Annotated in this window: 18 protein-coding genes; 10 read left to right on the forward strand and 8 right to left on the reverse strand. The window is 66.9% G+C overall.

Going from position 1 to position 17643, the window contains the following annotated elements; genetic code table 11:
* Window positions 1-116 precede the first annotated feature (116 nt).
* The 5 genes from plsY to KYE46_RS03575 all read right to left on the reverse strand — a co-directional run bounded on the left by plsY (window position 117) and on the right by KYE46_RS03575 (window position 4045).
* Window positions 117-725, reverse strand: a complete 609-nt coding sequence (gene plsY / locus KYE46_RS03555; protein ID WP_219004994.1) for a glycerol-3-phosphate 1-O-acyltransferase PlsY — start codon at window positions 723-725, stop codon at window positions 117-119.
* Window positions 725-1993, reverse strand: coding sequence for a dihydroorotase (gene pyrC / locus KYE46_RS03560; protein ID WP_219003504.1), 1269 nt, complete (start codon window positions 1991-1993; stop codon window positions 725-727). The genes plsY and pyrC overlap by 1 nt, the downstream gene beginning before the upstream one ends.
* 45 nt (window positions 1994-2038) lie before the next feature.
* Window positions 2039-2545 carry a hypothetical protein gene (locus tag KYE46_RS03565; RefSeq protein WP_219003506.1) on the reverse strand — a complete coding sequence of 169 codons (507 nt, stop codon included), beginning with the start codon at window positions 2543-2545 and terminating at the stop codon, window positions 2039-2041.
* Window positions 2542-3489, reverse strand: a complete 948-nt coding sequence (locus tag KYE46_RS03570; RefSeq protein WP_219003507.1) for an aspartate carbamoyltransferase catalytic subunit — start codon at window positions 3487-3489, stop codon at window positions 2542-2544. The genes KYE46_RS03565 and KYE46_RS03570 overlap by 4 nt, the downstream gene beginning before the upstream one ends.
* A gap of 97 nt (window positions 3490-3586) precedes the next feature.
* Entirely contained in the window at window positions 3587-4045 is a 459-nt protein-coding gene (locus tag KYE46_RS03575; protein WP_219003508.1) for a hypothetical protein, read from the reverse strand.
* A gap of 311 nt (window positions 4046-4356) precedes the next feature.
* On the opposite strand from KYE46_RS03575, the gene KYE46_RS03580 reads away from it, so the two are divergent.
* From KYE46_RS03580 to KYE46_RS03595, 4 genes are all read left to right on the forward strand, one after another.
* Complete coding sequence (locus KYE46_RS03580) at window positions 4357-5172, forward strand: uracil-DNA glycosylase (RefSeq protein WP_219004995.1); 816 nt, start codon at window positions 4357-4359, stop codon at window positions 5170-5172.
* Window positions 5173-5227: 55 nt separating this feature from the next.
* Window positions 5228-5770, forward strand: coding sequence for a molybdenum cofactor biosynthesis protein B (moaB, locus tag KYE46_RS03585; protein ID WP_219003509.1), 543 nt, complete (start codon window positions 5228-5230; stop codon window positions 5768-5770).
* Between the two features lie 80 nt (window positions 5771-5850).
* Window positions 5851-7434 (forward strand): efflux RND transporter periplasmic adaptor subunit, encoded by a 1584-nt coding sequence (locus KYE46_RS03590; RefSeq protein WP_247716902.1) that lies wholly within the window; start codon window positions 5851-5853, stop codon window positions 7432-7434.
* A gap of 1 nt (window position 7435) precedes the next feature.
* Window positions 7436-10831, forward strand: coding sequence for an efflux RND transporter permease subunit (locus KYE46_RS03595; RefSeq protein WP_219003510.1), 3396 nt, complete (start codon window positions 7436-7438; stop codon window positions 10829-10831).
* A 65-nt stretch (window positions 10832-10896) separates the two neighbouring features.
* Here the strand turns inward: KYE46_RS03595 and KYE46_RS03600 are convergent, their stop codons facing one another.
* Entirely contained in the window at window positions 10897-11706 is an 810-nt protein-coding gene (locus KYE46_RS03600; RefSeq protein ID WP_219003511.1) for a protein-disulfide reductase DsbD domain-containing protein, read from the reverse strand.
* Window positions 11707-11812: 106 nt separating this feature from the next.
* On the opposite strand from KYE46_RS03600, the gene KYE46_RS03605 reads away from it, so the two are divergent.
* The gene (locus tag KYE46_RS03605) at window positions 11813-12391 is read left to right on the forward strand and encodes a YqgE/AlgH family protein (RefSeq protein WP_219003512.1); all 579 of its coding nucleotides are present in this window, start codon (window positions 11813-11815) and stop codon (window positions 12389-12391) included.
* On the opposite strand, the gene KYE46_RS03610 is transcribed toward KYE46_RS03605, so the two are convergent.
* On the reverse strand, window positions 12388-13332 hold the full coding sequence (locus KYE46_RS03610) for an L-threonylcarbamoyladenylate synthase (protein ID WP_219003513.1): 945 nt from the start codon (window positions 13330-13332) through the stop codon (window positions 12388-12390). The genes KYE46_RS03605 and KYE46_RS03610 overlap by 4 nt on opposite strands.
* A gap of 125 nt (window positions 13333-13457) precedes the next feature.
* Between KYE46_RS03610 and KYE46_RS03615 the strand changes: the two genes are divergently transcribed.
* The 5 genes from KYE46_RS03615 (at window position 13458) to KYE46_RS03635 (ending at window position 17262) form a co-directional block, all read left to right on the forward strand.
* Complete coding sequence (locus KYE46_RS03615; protein WP_219003515.1) at window positions 13458-15134, forward strand: acyl-CoA dehydrogenase family protein; 1677 nt, start codon at window positions 13458-13460, stop codon at window positions 15132-15134.
* Window positions 15135-15182: 48 nt separating this feature from the next.
* On the forward strand, window positions 15183-15362 hold the full coding sequence (locus KYE46_RS03620; protein WP_219003517.1) for a hypothetical protein: 180 nt from the start codon (window positions 15183-15185) through the stop codon (window positions 15360-15362).
* Window positions 15355-16401 (forward strand): MBL fold metallo-hydrolase, encoded by a 1047-nt coding sequence (locus tag KYE46_RS03625; protein WP_219003519.1) that lies wholly within the window; start codon window positions 15355-15357, stop codon window positions 16399-16401. The genes KYE46_RS03620 and KYE46_RS03625 overlap by 8 nt, the downstream gene beginning before the upstream one ends.
* A 100-nt stretch (window positions 16402-16501) precedes the next feature.
* A complete protein-coding gene (locus tag KYE46_RS03630; RefSeq protein ID WP_219003521.1) occupies window positions 16502-16645 on the forward strand; it encodes an aa3-type cytochrome c oxidase subunit IV in 144 nt (47 codons plus the stop codon).
* Window positions 16642-17262, forward strand: a complete 621-nt coding sequence (locus tag KYE46_RS03635) for a hypothetical protein (protein WP_219003523.1) — start codon at window positions 16642-16644, stop codon at window positions 17260-17262. Before KYE46_RS03630 ends, KYE46_RS03635 begins: the two co-directional genes overlap by 4 nt.
* 114 nt (window positions 17263-17376) lie before the next feature.
* On the opposite strand, the gene rpsU is transcribed toward KYE46_RS03635, so the two are convergent.
* On the reverse strand, window positions 17377-17583 hold the full coding sequence (gene rpsU, locus KYE46_RS03640; RefSeq protein ID WP_011457005.1) for a 30S ribosomal protein S21: 207 nt from the start codon (window positions 17581-17583) through the stop codon (window positions 17377-17379).
* Window positions 17584-17643 lie beyond the last annotated feature (60 nt).

Genomic DNA, 17643 nt, shown 5'->3' on the forward strand with positions numbered 1-17643 from the left:
CGACGAGGACGGTCATTCAGCGCAAAAAGACACCGCAGCCCTCGTTCGCCGACACTTTTGCGTGAGGTCTTTGCAAAATCAACGAAATTAGCAGCGGGGTAGGGAAACCCGTAGGCTCAGGTCTTCTTGCCGATCCGCGGTTCCTCGCCCCGCGCGAGCCGCGCGATGTTGGCGTGGTGGCGGATGAATATCAGCGAGGCGAGGGCGGCGCAGAAGACGATCGCGGTGGGAACACCCAGAAGCCACGCCATCACCGGGCTGAGCGCGGCTGCCACCAGTGCAGCCAGCGACGAGATCCGAAACAGCGCCGCCGTCACGGCCCAGGTGGCGCATGCCGCCAGCCCGATGGGCCAGGCCAGCGCCAGCAGCGTGCCGAGGAACGTCGCCACGCCCTTGCCGCCCTTGAAGCCCAGGAACACCGGGAAGCAATGGCCCAGAAAGGCCGCGAAACCAGCGAGTTGCGCGGCATCTTCCCCAAACGCCGCACGGGCCACCAGCACGGCGATGGCGCCCTTGCCGGCGTCGAGCACCAGCGTCAGGAACGCGGCCGGCTTGTTGCCGGTGCGCAGCACATTCGTCGCGCCGATGTTGCCCGACCCCACGCGGCGCAAATCGCCCAGTCCGAAAAGCCGCGCCATGACGAGGCCGAAGGGCACCGAACCCAGAAGATAGGCAAGAAGTGCGGTCAGGCCGAGCAGGGGCAGAGAGGTCTCGATTGCAGGGATCATCGGCTTGCCTCGAATACAGTTTCACCGCCGACCCAGGTGCGCAGCACCCGGCCCTGCATCCGCGCCGCGTCAAAGGGCGTGTTCTTGGATTTCGACTGCAGGGTCGTGCGGTCCAGCTGGAACGGCATGTCCGGATCGAAAAGCACCAGGTCGGCCGGCGCCCCTTCCGAGAGGCGTCCCGACGACTGGCCAAACCGGCGCGCGGGGTTGAAGGACAGGGCGCGAAACAGCTCCGGCAGGGTCAATTGGCCCGCGTGCACAAGGCGCATCGCGGCGGGCAGAAGCGTCTCCAGCCCCACGGCGCCCGAGGCTGCCACTTCAAAGGGCAGGCGCTTGCTTTCCTCGTCCTGGGGCGTGTGCATCGAACAGATGATGTCGATGGTGCCGTCGCGCACCGCCTCGACCATCGCCTGTCGATCATCCTCGGCGCGGAGCGGTGGCTTGAGCTTGAAGAAGGTGCGATAGTCGGCGACGTCGAATTCATTCAGCGTCAGGTGATGGATCGAGACCCCGGCCGTCACGTCCAGATGCTGCTTGGCGCGTTGCAGCGCGGGCAGTGACACGGCGGCGGATATCTGGTCGGCATGGTAGGCCACGCCGGTCATCTCGACCAGAGCCAGATCCCGTTCCAGCCCCATCCGCTCGGCCATCGGAGAGACGGCGGGCAGACCGCGCAGGGAGGCGAATTTGCCCGAGGTCACGGCGGCCCCTTCGCTGAGCATCGGCTCTTGCGGGTGACCCACGATCAGGGCGCCGAGCGAGCGCGCGTAGGTCATGCAGCGCGACAGGACCTTGGTGTTCACGGTCACCGCGTCGCCGTCGGAGAAGGCCACGGCTCCGGCGTCGCGCAGAAAGCCGATCTCGACCATCTCGCGGCCGTCGCGGCCCCGGGTCAGCGCGGCCATCGGGGCGACGCGGACCACGGAATGATCGCGGCCCCGGCGGGTGACGAAATCGAGCACCTCGGGCGTGTCGATCGGGGTCGTGGTGTCGGGGCGGGTGACCATCGTGGTGACCCCGCCCGCGGCGGCGGCAAGGCCCGCGGTGCGGAAGCTTTCCTTGTGACGCTCGCCCGGCTCGCCCACTTTCACGCCCACGTCGACGATCCCCGGCGCGAGGCAACGCCCGCCGCAATCAACGCCCCCCTCACGGTCGCCGTCGCCCCTCTCGACGATGGTGCCGTCCTCGATGCGGAGCCAGCCAAGGGTCTCGGTGCCCGCCTCGGGATCGATCAGGCGGGCATTGGTCAGCAGGGCGTGCGTCATGGGCGAGGGGTTCCGTTCAGACGAAAGAGGAGCAGCGGTCGCGCATCAGGACCAGCCGACAAACACGATGATCGCCGCGATGACCGCCATGGCGATCAGCGCGATCAAGGCGATGGGGGGGCTTTTCTCGCGTTGGGGTTCCGGCGCGGGGGTCGGCATCGGCGTGACGCGGGCCTTGGGCAGTTCCGCGTCGTGATCGGCGCGGGCGAGGGCGATGCTGGCAATTTCCGTCGCCTGCGGGCCGGGCGCGGGGGTGCCTGTCATGGCATTGTCCGGCACCATCAGGACCCCGCCGTCGAGCGTGTTGAGGCGGGCGGCGGTGGCGGCGGGGATCGGCGCCTCCGGGGTAAAGGCCAGCTGGATGTAATCGCTGAGCGTCATGTCGCCCAGATCGCTGACGGGAAACAGCTCGATCTCGTCGGTGTCGATGCTCTCGACGCCGAGCCAGTCGGACAGCGGTGGCAGCACCACGGCCTCGCCCTTCTGGCGGGTCAGGTGAGTGTGGGAGAGGTCGATGCTCTCGTTCAAAGCGAAGATATGTAGATGGGTCATGCGGCAGCCCTCCGTTCGCGCAGGTTTTCGGCCAGGATCTCCATCGCGGCCATGCGGACGGCAACGCCCATTTCGACCTGCTCCTGGATCACCGAGCGGTTGATGTCGTCGGCCAGAAGGCCGTCGATTTCCACGCCACGGTTCATCGGGCCTGGGTGCATAATGATGGCGTCATCTTTCGCCACGGCAAGTTTTGCCGCGTCCAGGCCGAAGCGGTGGTAATATTCGCGCTCGGACGGGATGAAGGCCCCGTCCATGCGTTCCTTCTGCAGGCGGAGCATCATCACGACGTCGCAGCCCTCAAGCCCGGTCTCCATGTCGTCGTAGACCTCGACCCCCCAGTCGCGGACGCCCGAGGGCATCAGGGTGGGCGGACCGATCAGGCGGATGCGGTTTTCCATCTTGCCCAGAAGCATGGTGTTCGAGCGCGCCACGCGGCTGTGGGCGATGTCGCCGCAGATCGCGATGTTGAGCCGGTGCAGCCGGCCCTTGGCGCGGCGGATCGTCAGCGCGTCGAGCAGCGCCTGCGTCGGATGCTCGTGCCGTCCGTCGCCCGCGTTCAGTACGGCGCAGTTCACCTTGTCGGCCAGAAGCTTCACCGCACCGGAATGGGGGTGGCGCACGACCAAAAGGTCGGGGTGCATGGCGTTGAGGGTCAGCGCCGTGTCGATCAGCGTCTCGCCCTTCTTCACCGAGGAGGTCTGCATCGCCATGTTCATCACGTCGGCCCCGAGCCGTTTGCCCGCGATCTCGAAGCTCGCCTGGGTGCGGGTCGAGTTCTCGAAGAACATGTTGATCTGGGTGAGACCCTTGAGCGGGCTGCCATGGTCACGGGCGCCACGCTCGGCCTCGGCATGGACGTCGGCGCGGTCCAGCAGGGCGGTGATTTCCATCTGCGACAGGTCTTCGATGCCGAGAAGATGTTGCTTGTGATAGGCGTTCATGCCGTGCCTTCGCGTCCTTGGGACTTGAGGGGCCGACATGGCGCCGGGCCCTCGTGGTTTCCCGCTTATAGGGGCGCACGGGCCGGGGCGTAAAGCGTCAGGGTTTGTCGATCGTCGCGGTGATGCGCGACGCATCCCGCATCCGGTGGCGGTACTTGTACATGTGGCGTCCGACGCGCACCATGTAGCCGGTCAGAAACCCGCTATCGACGATGATCCGATCCTGCCAGATGGCGCCGCCCGCCGTCGGTGTGACCGATAGCGTGTGGTCCCACTGCCGGATCGCGCGACCCTGTTCGCGGGACTGCATCTCGCGGGTGGCGGGGTTCAGGCGTTCGACGTGGATCTGGTAGCGCGGGTTGTGCATCCAGCCCCAGACGGTGACGTAGGTCTGGTAGCTCTGGCCCTCCTCGAAGGCGCCGTCGGGCAGGCCCTCGTAGGTTGCAAGGCCGCGGGTGGCGTCGATCATTCCGGGGATGTTGATCGCCTCGGCAAATACCGTGTCGGCTTCGCGTGGATAAAAGGCGGAGACAGTGAGGATGCGGGCAGTCGTCATCCCGTCGGGATGGCAGGGACGCGGGACACAGGCAAGCGCGCAGATGCCGCGTGGCGGCGTGACGATGCGGCAAGTTGCGCCTGCGCCCTGTCTAAAAGGGTAGGGTGGGGGCTGTTTCGTTTCGTGCCTCTTTTGGGGGCGCGTCTGGGGCAGGGCGGGGGGTTGAGTTGTATTGGCCAAGATGAAGGGGAGCGTGGCGCGGCCTCCGCTGGCGGTGGGTTTGTTCGCATAAGGTCGCAGCGGCGGGTGCGCAGGGTCTTTCCGCCGCCGCCAAAGCCGCATACCTTGCCGTCATGTTGGATCAGCAAAGCATGGATGGCTGGAGCTATTGGGACACGCTTGCCGCGTTGGAGTGGCAGGTGGAGCTTGGTGCGGACGAGGCGATGCTGGATGCGCCTCTCGACAGGTTTTCGTTGCCGAACCCGGTGAAGATGCCCAAGCCCGAGCCGGCGAAGCCCGTCGGGCAGCCGGGGCGCGGGGCGTCGAGCGCGCCGAGTACGCCTGCGCCGCTCCGCCCTGCTGCGCCGGAGATCGACGCCGTGGCGATTGCGCGGCAACTGGCCGGAAGCGCCGAGACGCTCAAGGCTCTGCGCGAGGCCATGGCGCTGTTCGATCATTGCCAGTTGAAGCGCGGCGCGCGGAACCTCGTCTTCGCCGATGGCGCGCCCTCGGCGCGGGTGATGGTGGTGGGCGAGGCGCCGGACCGTGACGAGGATCGCGCGGGGACGCCCTTCGTGGGGCCGGTCGGGCAGATGCTGGACCGGATGTTTGCAGCCATCGGTCTGGATCGCGCGGCGGAGGGGGCGGCGGGGCTCTACCTGACCAACGTGCTGCCCTGGCGGCCGCCGCAGAACCGCGACCCGCGGCCCGATGAGCTGGCGATGATGGCGCCTTTCCTGTTGCGCCACATCGATCTTGTCGATCCCGACATCGTGGTGCTGATGGGCAATCACCCCTGCGCGGGCCTGTTGGGACGGCAGGGGATCAAGCGGATGCGCGGCACCTGGGAAGCGGTGGGCGGCCGTGAGGCGATGCCGATGTGTCATCCCGCGCATCTGTTGCGCAACCCCGAGGCCAAGCGCGAGGCCTGGGCCGACCTTCTGGCGATCAAGGCACGGCTCGCGTGAGCCGCGGCCGTGCGCCCGGGCGCGATCTGTTCGCCGCAAAGCTTCTGGAGTGCCGATGAGCAAGCTTGACCTCTCCCGTGAATTCATCCCCTGCCGCATCGCCGTGCTGGCGGTGAGCGATACGCGCAGTCTGGCCGAGGATACCTCGGGCGACATTCTGGTACAGCGGCTGGAAGAGGCCGGGCACCGGCTTGCGGCGCGGCATATTCTGCGCGACGACAGGGAGGCGATTGCCGGGCAGTTGCGGGCGTGGTGCGCGGACCCCGAGATCGACGTGATCCTGACTACGGGCGGCACCGGCCTGACCGGGCGCGATGTGAGCGTCGAGGCGCACCGCGACGTCTACGAGAAGGAGATCGAGGCCTTCGGCACCGTCTTCACCCATGTTTCCATGGCAAAGATCGGCACCTCGGCCGTCCAGAGCCGCGCCACGGGCGGCGTCTCGAATGGCACCTACCTTTTCGCGCTGCCGGGCAGCGGGGGTGCGTGCAAGGATGCCTGGGATGAAATTCTCGTGAAACAACTGGATTATCGCCACCGCCCCTGCAACTTTGTGGAAATAATGCCTCGATTGGACGAACATAAGCGACGGAAGTGACCCGCCGCTGCGTGTACCCTTGTCAGAGCCCTCTCGGCGCTCTGGGATAACGAGACGATTTTACAACTCAAGGAGACTCCATGCGGTTTCTCGGACGCGCCTTGATCGGCCTTTTCCTCACGGCCTGTACCGTGGGGCTCTTCGCATTGGCGGGCAGCATCACCTACGGCGCCTTGCAGGCCCGTTGGGCGGACGAGGGGCGCGTGCCGCCCACGCGCGAGCGGGTCTTCGCGGCAGAGGTGGCGCCGCTGACCTTCGGGGATGAAACTCCGGTGCTGACAGCCTTCGGCGAGATCCGCTCGCGGCGGACGTTGGAATTGCGCGCGCCGGCGGAAGGCACTGTCGTGGAATTGGCGGAAGGCTTCGAGGATGGCGGCGCGGTGACATCCGGGCAGCTTCTGGCGCGCATCGATCCGGCCGAGGCGCAATCGGCGCGGGACACGGCCGCCGCCGATCTGCAGGACGCCGAGAACGAATTGGCCGAAGCGACGCGCGCGCTGGAACTGGCCGAGGAAGAGGTCACTGCCGCGCGCAACCAAGCCGAGATCCGCAGCCGCGCGCTGGAGCGCGCCCGCGACTTGCTGGAACGGGGCGTCGGCTCGACCGCTGCCGTGGAGACGGCAGAGTTGGCGGAGGCGACGGCGGCCCAGGCGATCTTGTCGCAGCGCCGCGCGTTGGCGGTTGCCGAGGCGCGGGTGGACAATGCGGGCACGGCGCTGTCGCGTCGCCAGATTGCCCTGGCGGAGGCCGAGCGTCGCCTGGCGGAGACCGAGCTTCGCGCGGCCTTCAGTGGCGTGTTGACCGATGTGGATGCCGCCGCTGGCCGCCTGGTGAGCCGGAACGAACGCCTCGCCTCGCTCATCGATGCCGACGCGTTGGAGGTCGCCTTCCGCATTTCGACCGCGCAATACATTCGCTTGCTGGACGCAGACGGCAACCTGCCGGAGCGCCCGGTGCGGGTGATCCTTGATGTCTTCGGTCTCGATATGACGGCGGATGCGACGCTGACCCGCGAAAGCGGCGCGGTGGAAGAGGGGCAATCGGGCCGGCTGCTCTTCGCGAGGATCGACAACGCCCGCGGCTTGCGGGTGGGCGATTTCGTCCGCGTCGAGGTGGATGAGCCGACGCTGTCCGATGTGGCGCGCCTGCCTGCCGCGGCACTTGGCTCGGACGGAGAAATCCTGCTTTTGGGCGAGGACAACGTGCTCGAGGCCGTGGAGGTCGCCCTGCTCAGCCGTCAGGGCGACGAGGTTCTGGTGCGGCCTACAGCATCCGCGCCGCGCGCGGGCGACGGTGAAGGCGCTGGCGCGGGCGATGCCGCGGGCCGCAGAGGGGCGGGCCGATCCGATGGAGACGCGCCGGGCAATGCGCGCCCCGCCGGGCAGACTGCGACCCGGTTCGAGGGCCGCGACGTGGTGCTGGTCCGGACGCCCGTGCTGGGCGAGGGCATCCGGGTGAACCCGATCCGACCCGGTGCCGAGGATGCGCCCGAGGTGTCTGACACGATCGCCCTCGATCCTGAACGCCGGGCGCGGTTGATCACCTATGTGGAGACCGATGGGCTCATCCCCGATGACGCCCGCACCCGCATGTTGCAACAACTCAACGAAGAGGAAGTGCCGCTGCGCATTGTGAACCGCCTCGAAGCGCGGATGGGCAGCTAGGATGCGCGATCTTCCCCCCTCCGCCGGTGGCCTGCTCAGCTACTTCACGCGCCACGGGACCGCGGCGAACCTGATCCTCGTGATGATGGTCGTCGCAGGCCTCGCGGCGCTGCCACAGATGCGCGCGCAGTTCTTCCCGGACGTGGTGAGTGACGAGATCAGCGTCGTGATGTCATGGGACGGCGCCGGCGCCGAGGACGTGGACACCGGCATCGTCTCGGTGCTGGAGCCGGCCTTGCTGCTCGTCCCCGGTGTGACGAGCTCCGAGGCGCGCTCGCAGGAAGGACGCGCCACGCTGTCGTTGGAGTTCGAGCCCGGCTGGGACATGTCCCGCGCGGCCGACGAGGTGCAGCAGGCACTGGACAGTGTCACCGATCTGCCCGACGACGCGGAGGAGGGCTCCGTGCGGCGCGGCAACTGGTTTGACAGCGTCACCGACGTGGTGATCACCGGGCCCGTCGCCACCGAGCAGATCGGGCGCTTTGCCGACGAACTGGTCACGCGGCTGTTCGAGGTCGGTGTCACCAATACCTCGATCCGAGGCATCGCCGCGCCGGAAACCATGGTGATCGTGCCGTCGGTCAACCTGATCCGCTACGACATCTCCATGGCCGAGATCGCAAGCGTCATCGCCGATGCCGCCGATACGGCGCCCGCGGGCGACGTGGACGCGGCCAACGCCCGCATCCGCACCGGCAGCGAGGCGCGCTCGGCCGACCAGATCGCGGACCTCACCCTGCGCATAGATGATGATGGCTCGGCCCTTGCCGTGGGCGACGTGGCCCGGATCGAGGTCAACGGTGTCGACCGCGAACGCGCCTATTTCGTCGGCGAAGACCCCGCCATCGTGATCCGCGTGCAGCGCTCGGAGGCGGGCGACGCGCTGGCCATTCAGGCGTCTGTTGAAGAGGTCGTGGCCGAGTTGCAAGCCACGCTGCCCGCGGGCACCCAGATCGACCTGATCAACACGCGCGCCGAGGCGATCTCGGGGCGGCTTAACATCCTGCTCGACAACGCCCTGTTGGGGCTCGGGCTCGTCGTGGCGCTTCTTTTCCTGTTCCTGAACGCGCGCACGGCCTTCTGGGTGGCGATGGGCATCCCGGTGGCGATGACGGCGGCCATCGCGTTGATGTTCGTGGCAGGAATCACCATCAACATGATCTCGCTTTTCGCGTTGATCATCACGCTCGGCATCGTGGTGGATGACGCCATCGTCGTGGGCGAGCACGCCGATTTTCGCGCGCGCCACTTGGGGGAGCCGCCTGTGGTCGCCGCCGAAAACGCCGCCCGTCGCATGGCCGCGCCGGTCTTCTCCGCCACGCTGACAACGGTGCTGGCCTTCACCGGCCTTGTCGCCATCGGCGGCCGGTTCGGCAACCTGATCGCGGATATTCCCTTCACCGTCGTCGTGGTCCTGCTGGCGAGCCTCGTGGAATGTTTCCTGATCCTGCCCAACCACATGGCCCACGCGCTGGCGCATTCTGCCAAGACCCATTGGTACGACTGGCCCTCGCGCGTGGTGAATGCTGGCTTCGACTGGGTGAACCTCAGGCTCTTCCGCCCGCTGATGCGCTTCGTGGTCTGGGCCCGCTACCCGGTGATCGCCTTCATCATCGTGCTGCTGTCCACGCAAACCGCGCAATACATCCGCGGCGACGTGATCTTCCGCTTCTTCAGCGCGCCCGAGACCGGCGGCGTCACCGCCAACTTCGCCATGCTCGACGGGGCGACGCGCGACGACAGCATCGAGCAGATGCAGGAAATGCAGCGCGCCGCCGAGGCCGTAGGCGCCGCCTTCGAGGCCGAGCACGGTGTGAACCCGCTGGCCTATGTGCTGGCCGAGGTCGGTGGCAACTCCGGCCGCGGATTGAGCGGCACCGAGAACAAGAGCGCCGATCTCTTGGGCGCGCTGTCGATCGAGCTGATTTCGGCCGATCTGCGCCCCTATTCCAGCTTTGCCTTCGCCAGCGCCATGCAGGACGAGGTCCGCCAATTGCCGCTCACCGAGACGCTGGCATTCCGGGGCGGACGCAGCGGCCCCGGCGGCGATGCCATCGACGTGCAGATCTTCGGCGGCACCTCCGACGTCCTGAAAGCCGCCTCGGAGGCGCTGCAGGCCGCGCTCGCAGGGTTCCCCGAGGTCTCGGGCCTGGAGGATTCCATGGCCTACGACCGTGAGGAGCTCTCGCTGCAACTCACCCCGCAGGGCGAAGCGCTCGGCTTCCAGATCGCCGATCTCGGCACCACGCTGCGCAACCGACTGGGCGGCATCGAGGCCGCCACCTATCCCGACGGCCCGCGCACGGCGTCGATCCGGGTGGAACTGCCGGAGGGTGAGCTTACCGCCGATTTCCTCGATCGCACCCTGCTCCGGGCGGGCAGCGGACAATACGTGCCGCTGGCCGACATCGTGACGGTCGACTCGCGCCAGGGCTTCTCCACCATCCAGCGCGAAAACGGCGTGCGGCTGATCTCGGTCACGGGGGATCTGTCCGACGACGATCCCGCCCGCGCCGAGGCGATCATGTCCGAACTGCAGGAGGTGATCATCCCGCAGATCGAGGAGAGCTTCGGCGTGGCGACACGGCTCTCGGGCCTTGCCGAGCAGGAGGAGGCTTTCCTCACCGACGCCGCCACCGGCTTCATCCTCTGCTTGATCGGGATCTACCTCGTGCTGGCGTGGATCTTCGCCTCCTGGGCGCGGCCGCTGGTGGTGATGGCGATCATCCCCTTCGGCCTCGTCGGCACGATCTTCGGCCACGTCGCATGGGACGTGCCGCTGAGCATGTTCACCGTCGTGGGCCTGATCGGCATGACCGGCATCATCATCAACGATTCCATCGTGCTGGTCACGACGGTCGATGAATACGCCGAGAACCGCGGCCTCTTCCCGGCGATCGTCGATGGCGCCTGCGACCGCCTGCGCCCGGTGCTTCTGACCACCCTCACCACGGTTCTGGGCCTGATGCCCCTGCTCTGGGAGGGCTCGCAGGACGCGCAATTCCTCAAACCCACGGTGATTACGCTGGTCTACGGCCTGGGCTTCGGCATGGTCATCGTGCTGCTCGTCGTGCCCGCGCTTCTGGCCATCGGTCAGGACTTCGGCCAGCAGATGCGCGGCTACCGGCGCGCGCTCAAGGCCCGCTCCCTCAGCCCGGCCTTCACCGCGGGCATCGCCGCGCTGACGCTTGCCACCCTCGCGATCTTCGCCGCGACGCTCGGCGCCTTCATCCTCACCGGCACCATGTGGGGCCCCTTCGCGGCCCTTGGCACAAGCGCGCCCATGGCCTTCGTGGCCTTCGCACTCGCCACCGCGGCCCTCTGCCTCGCAGGCCTCGGCGCCGGGCTCATCGCCAAGTCAGCACGCCGCACGCAACCGCCGCAAAACCCGGCCTGACCCTTCATCTTTTCATAAATACGGCGGGGAGCTTGAGGGGCTGGCCCCTCAAAACCACTCGGGCTTCAGCCGGTGCAACGGTTCAACTCGACAGCCATGCGGCTGCCGATCACCGTGATGCGCAGATCGCCCCGGTTCATCGCGAAGGGGCCGTGGTCGGCCGGCACCACGTCGGCTACACCGATGAGCCAGCCGCCCTGGCGCTCGGTCGCTGCCTCCGAAACCCAGATCATCGGGTCACGATGCTCGACGACAAGCGCCTCGTTCCGCCCGGTGTCCGGCACCTGCGCACGTACGGTGACGCGCAAGCCATCGGCGATCGGCTCGATGGCGCAGGTCACGGCGCCCGCACCGGCCTCGGCCGCAGTGTACGGCCGATCCGATAGCGCTGCCGCAATGGCGCCGTCGCGCGTCGTCTCGACCGGAAGGACACCGCCAAGGTCGACCGTAATCGGCATGCAGACATCCTGGCAGACACCAAGATCCAGCCGCCCGGACACCCGCGCCACGCCGGCCGTGTCGAGGGCGAATTCCAGCGGCAGGATCACGTCGCCTTCGTAGCCGATGGCGCGCAAGCCGTTGCTGTAGAATACCTGCGGACGCGGCCAATGGATCGCCATGCCGGTGACGCCCTCGGCGCGGGTCAGGCGCAGGACCGTCGGCACGCCGCCATCGCCCGGCGCGCGCCAATAGGTCTTCCAGCCGGGCGCCAGCCGAATGCGGATCGCGGCCATGTGCCGGGAACCGTCGAGCCGGTAGCCGGGCATCAGGCTCACGTCGACCACATCCTCGGCCGAGACATATTGGGCGGAGACGGGCAGCGCGGACATCAACCCGAGGGTTGCGGCACAGAACAGGCGGGCGAGAAAGGTCATGGAACGGAGGTATGAAGTCGTGGCTGAAATGAAAAGTCACGTTCGCGCGAAGCCCGCGTCTCGAAAGGCAATTGATTGAATCCCGCAACAGGCCCATGTTGACGCCATGACCATGCCAGACCTCTCCCACGATCTGACCGGGAAATTGCTGATCGCGATGCCCGGAATGGAAGACCCGAGGTTCGCGGGCGGGGTGATCCTGCTCTGCGTGCACTCGCCGGATCAGGCCATGGGCCTGATGATCAACAAGCCGATGGAAGAGGTCACCTTCAAGGAGTTGATGGAGCAGCTCGACATCCCCAACCGCGGCACCGCGCCCACCGTGCCGGTGGGGTTCGGCGGCCCGGTCGAGATGCGCCGGGGCTTCGTGCTGCATTCCCCCGATTACGCGCCGCGCGGGGAAGAGGCGTTGCGCATCGACCACCGTTTCGCGATGACAGGCACCCTCGATATCCTCGAAGACATTGCCGGCGGACGCGGCCCGATGCGCGCCCTTCTGGCGCTTGGCTATGCCGGGTGGGGCGAAGGCCAGCTGGAGGCCGAGATCGCCCGCAACGATTGGCTGACCGCCGATGCCACGCCGGAACTGGTGTTCGATCTGGCGATGGACAAGAAGTGGGACGCGGCGGTGCAAAGCCTCGGGATCAACCCGCTGATGCTATCATCCGAGGCCGGGCACGCCTAGGTTGCGGCGCGGCGCAGCCTGTCGTTGATCGCACGCCCGAGGCCCACCTCCGGCACCGCTGCCACCCGGATCGCCGGCGCCCCACGCGAGGTTGCGAGGGCATCCGCGCCATGGAGCACCGCGAAGAGCCGTGCGGCAGCGTCCACGAGGTCGCCATCCTCCGAGAGCGAGAGCTCGCCCGGCGTCGCGCCGAAGCCCACCGTCACCTCACCCGCCTGCGCGTCGCCGCCAAGGAGGACCTTGGTGCGCGGGGCGTAATGACGCTCCATCTGTCCCGGTGCCTCGACGCGGCCCGGTGTCAGATCCGCCACGACCGGCCCGACGCGCGCTTCCACCGCTTCGCGCGAGATGCCGCCTTCGCGCAGCAGCCGGACCCCGTCCGGGCCGGGCGCGAGGATCGTGGATTCGAGGCCGACACCGCAGGCGCCGCCGTCCAGCACCGCGTCGATCCGACCCTCCAGCCCGTCCAGAACATGCTGCGCCAGCGTCGGGCTGATCTGGCCGGACGGGTTGGCCGATGGCGCCGCAATCGGTCCGCCAAACTCCGCCAGAACCTTGCGCGCGAGCGAATGCGCGGGCACCCGCACGGCCAAGGTGTCGAGCCCGCCTGACACCAGGTCCGCCACATTGCCCCGTGATGGCAGCACCAGCGTCATCGGGCCCGGCCAGAAGGCCTCGGCCAGCGTGCGGGCGGTGTCGGAGAAGTCGACGAGTTCCGCCGCGGCCTCCACCGACAGCACATGGACGATCAGCGGATTGAACGTGGGACGGCCCTTGGCTTCGAATATCCGCGCCACGGCGGTGTTGTTTCGCGCATCGGCGGCAAGGCCGTAGACCGTTTCCGTCGGCAGGGCCAACAGCCCCCCGTCACGCAATATTGCTACCGCACGGGCGATGCCCGCGACATTATCGTGCAGCGTTTCGACTTTTAGGGGTGGCATCTCGTGACGTAACGTTGAAGTTGCTGATCCAATTGCCGAGGCTTCATGATTGGCCTCAACACGATACCGGCCCTAGCGCGAAACACGCCCGCGCGCAAATGGCCCCGTCTCCGGGAGACCCTATTATGACCTATCGCGCCCCCGTTTCCGATATCACCTTCTGCCTCGATCACATCGTGGGATTTGACCGTGTGCAGGCAGCCTCGACCTTCGAGGAGGCCACCACCGATGTCGTGCAGGCGATCCTGACGGAAGCGGGCCGCATCTGCGAGGAGGTCATCGCGCCCCTGAACCGGGCCGGCGATCTGCATCCCGCGCGGCTGGAGAACGGCGTCGTGCGCACTTCGCCGGGGTTTGCGGAGGGCTACAAGGCGATTGCCGAGGCCGGATTCCTCGCGATTTCCGGCGATCCGGAATATGGCGGCATGGGCCTGCCCCTGACCGTGACGACGGCGGTGAACGAGATGATCGGCAGCGCCTGCCTCTCGCTGGAACTGAACCCGCTGATGACGCAAGGCCAGATCGAGGCGCTGGAGCACCACGCCTCGGACGCAATCAAGGACCTCTACCTGCCGAAGCTGAACACCGGCGAATGGAGCGGCACGATGAACCTGACCGAGCCGCAGGCTGGCTCGGACGTTGGCGCGCTGACCACCAAGGCGGTGCCGAACGAAGACGGCACCTACGCGATCTCAGGACAGAAGATCTACATCTCCTGGGGCGATCACGACATGACCGAGAACATCGTGCACCTCGTCCTCGCCCGCCTGCCCGATGCGCCGAAAGGCACCAAGGGCATCAGCCTGTTCCTCGTGCCCAAGAAGATCCCCGACGAGAAGGGCAACCCCGGCGTGGCCAACAGCCTCAGCGTGGTCAGCCTAGAGCACAAGTTGGGCCTGCACGGCTCGCCCACCTGCGTGATGCAGTATGACGGCGCGCAGGGCTGGCTGATCGGCGAAGAGAACAAGGGCATGGCCGCGATGTTCACGATGATGAACAACGCCCGCCTTGGCGTCGGCGTGCAGGGGCTTTCCATTGCCGAGGCCGCCTACCAGCAGGCACTGGAATTCGCGCAGGAGCGCAAGCAGGGCCGCAGCCCGGTGGAGAACGGGACCGGCACGATCCTCGACCACGCGGACGTGCGCCGGATGCTGATCGAGATGAAGGCCGAGGTCTTCGCCGCCCGTGCGATGGCGCTGGACCTTGCCGTCTCGCTCGACCTTGCGAAAACCGGTGACGCCGCCGCGAAGGCCCGCGCCGCCCTCCTCACGCCCATCGCCAAGACCTACGGCACCGAGACCGGCATCAAGCTGGCCAACATGGGCATTCAGGTCCACGGCGGCATGGGCGTGATCGAGGAGACCGGCGCCGCCCAATTCGCCCGCGACGTGCGGGTGACGGCGATCTACGAGGGCACCAACGGCATTCAGGCGATGGACCTCGTCGGGCGCAAGCTGATGGACGGCGGCACCGCGGCCTTCGCGCTCATCGACGAGATCGAGGCGGCGGGACATGACACCGTGAGCGCCATGGCGCAGGAACTGCGCCGCACCACCGAACATCTTCTGACGCTGGAGCCGAACGACCGTTTCGGCGGCGCGGTGCCCTACCTGATGGCTTTTGCCCGGGTTCTGGGCGCGCATTACCACGCCAAGGCGGCTGAAAGCGGCGACAAGACGCGGCAGGCGCTGGCGCAGTATCACCTGACCCGGCTTTTGCCGGAGGCCCAGGGGCTGATGGCACAGGCACGTTGCGGGGCCGAGGGGCTTTACGATCTGTCGGCCGACGATCTGGCCGCCTGACACATGGCGGCCCGGGGCTTCACGTGGCAGGCCGGGAGTGCCGGCGACGTGACGCTCTTTCATCACGGCAAGCGCGCCACGACCCTGCGCGGGCGTAAGGCGCGCGCCTTCCTTGACCTCGCCTCCGCGGGCGACGAGGGTGCCGTTCAACTCGAAGCTGCGCGACTGACGGGTAATTACAAGCGCGGCAACGAACGCCAATCCAAAGGACACGCACGCAATGCCTGATGGTTGTTTCAATCCGATCCGAACCCCTTTCCCGGAAATCCCCGCTGACGGCGAGGCCGTCGAAGTGGCCGAAGGCGTGTTGTGGCTGCGGGTTCCGCTGCCGATGGCGCTGGACCACGTGAACGTCTACGCGCTGCGCGATGATGACGGCTGGACGATCATCGACACCGGCGTGAACTCGCGCCGCACCATCGCGCTGTGGGAGAAGATCTTCGAAGGCCCGCTTGCGGGGGCGCCGGTGAAACGGCTGATCGTGACCCACCACCACCCCGACCACGTGGGCCTTGCGGGCTGGTTCCAGAGCCGGGGCGTTGAGCTCTACATGACCCGCACGGCCTGGCTCTTTGCGCGCATGCTGACGCTGGACGAACAATCCGCCGCAACCGACGAACAGGTGCAGTTCTGGATCGATGCCGGCATGTCGCCCGAGGTGCTGGCCGAGCGTCGCGCCGAGCGGCCGTTCAACTTCGCCGATATCGTCCATCCGATGCCGCTCGGGTTCACGCGTCTGCACGAGGGCGGCTCGATCGAGATGGGCGGGCGCACGTGGGACATCCGCTTTGGCCACGGCCACGCGCCCGATCACGCGACGTTCTGGAGCCGGGATGAGGATCTCGTCATTGGCGGCGACCAATTGCTGGCGACGATCTCGCCCAACATCGGCGTCTATGCCACCGAGCCCGATGCCGATCCCCTGGGCGACTGGATGGCCGCCTGCGAGGCGCTGCAGCCCTTCGCGCTTGAAAGCCATCTGGTGCTGCCCGGCCACAAGGTGCCCTTCACCGGCCTGCCGGCCCGGATGCGGCAGTTGATCGACAATCACCATGGAGCCTTGGCGCGATTGCGCGACCATATCGCCCAAGGCCCCTGTTCGGCGGCGGAATGTTTCCCGGCCCTGTTCAAGCGCAAGATCGACGGCGGCACCTATGGCCTGGCGCTGGTGGAGGCGGTCGCGCACCTCAACCATCTGCATCAGCTTGGTCAGGTGACGCGAAGCCGGCGCGAAGACGGGGCCTGGGCCTACCGCCTGGCACAGTGATCGCGGCATTGAGACACGTTCGAGTGGGGCTGACACGCGCCTTGTTCTGCGGTATTTCGAGCGCAACACAGACAAGCATCTCAGACCCGAGGACACGAACATGGCCGATCACGACGACTACAAGCACGGCGAAATGGACATCACCGAGCAGGAGAAGGCATTCGCCGGCTTCATGAAAATGTCCACCAACGTGGCGATTTTCAGCATTCTCGTCCTGATTTTCCTGGCGATCTTCGCGTCATGATCCGCGCGGCGCGTCTTGCCGTGGCGGGCGTACTGGCGCTGGTTCTTGCCGCCTGTTCGGCAGAATCGGTGTGGGACTCCGACGAGGCCGTGGCCCGCGCCACCTACGTGGCTCCCGGACCTTCCACGGTCACGCTGATCACCTCGATCAACACCCGCAACGGCTCGGGCGCGCATTCGGGCCTCTTGATCGACGGCGCGCAGCGTCTGCTCTTCGATCCCGCCGGAAGCTGGCACAACCCCGGCGTGCCGGAGCGCAATGACGTGCTGTTCGGCATGTCGCCCGCCTACATGGACATGTACCTCGCGTTCCAGTCGAACGGTGTCTTCGAGGTGCGGACCCAGACGGTCGAGGTCTCTCCCGCCGTGGCACAGCAATTGAGCCAGGCCGTGCAGAGCTACGGCGCGGTATCGCAGGCCTATTGCTCGCGCTCGATCACCGAGATCCTGAGCCAGACGCCGGGCTTCACCTCGATCCGGCCGACGTTCTTTCCGACCAACACGATGGAACAATTCGCCCAGATCCCCGGTGTGCGCGAGGCGACCATCGTCGGCACCACGGGCGACGAGGATGATGCCAGCGACGCGGTTCTGGCAGCTCAACTCGCCGGGCAGTAAGCGCGGCATCCGCGCAACGCTCCATCACACAGCACAAAGAAAAACCCCCGACGGCGTGGCCGCGGGGGTTTTTCAATTCTTGACGATTCGCATGTGCGACCGACGCGGGGCTCCTTAGAGCATCCCTTCGCGCTGGAGCTTTTTGCGCGCCAGCTTGCGGGCACGACGGATTGCTTCCGCCTTCTCGCGTGCGCGTTTCTCCGAGGGTTTTTCGTAATGTTGCTTGAGCTTCATCTCACGAAAGACGCCTTCGCGCTGAAGTTTCTTCTTCAGGGCACGGAGCGCTTGGTCGACATTGTTGTCGCGAACACTGACCTGCATGTGGTGTCACCACCTTTCTAGGTTAGATTTGCAAGGATCTGCAGGAAGTGGCGCTATAGC

The organism is Gymnodinialimonas ceratoperidinii, assembly GCF_019297855.1.
Lineage (GTDB): Bacteria > Pseudomonadota > Alphaproteobacteria > Rhodobacterales > Rhodobacteraceae > Gymnodinialimonas > Gymnodinialimonas ceratoperidinii.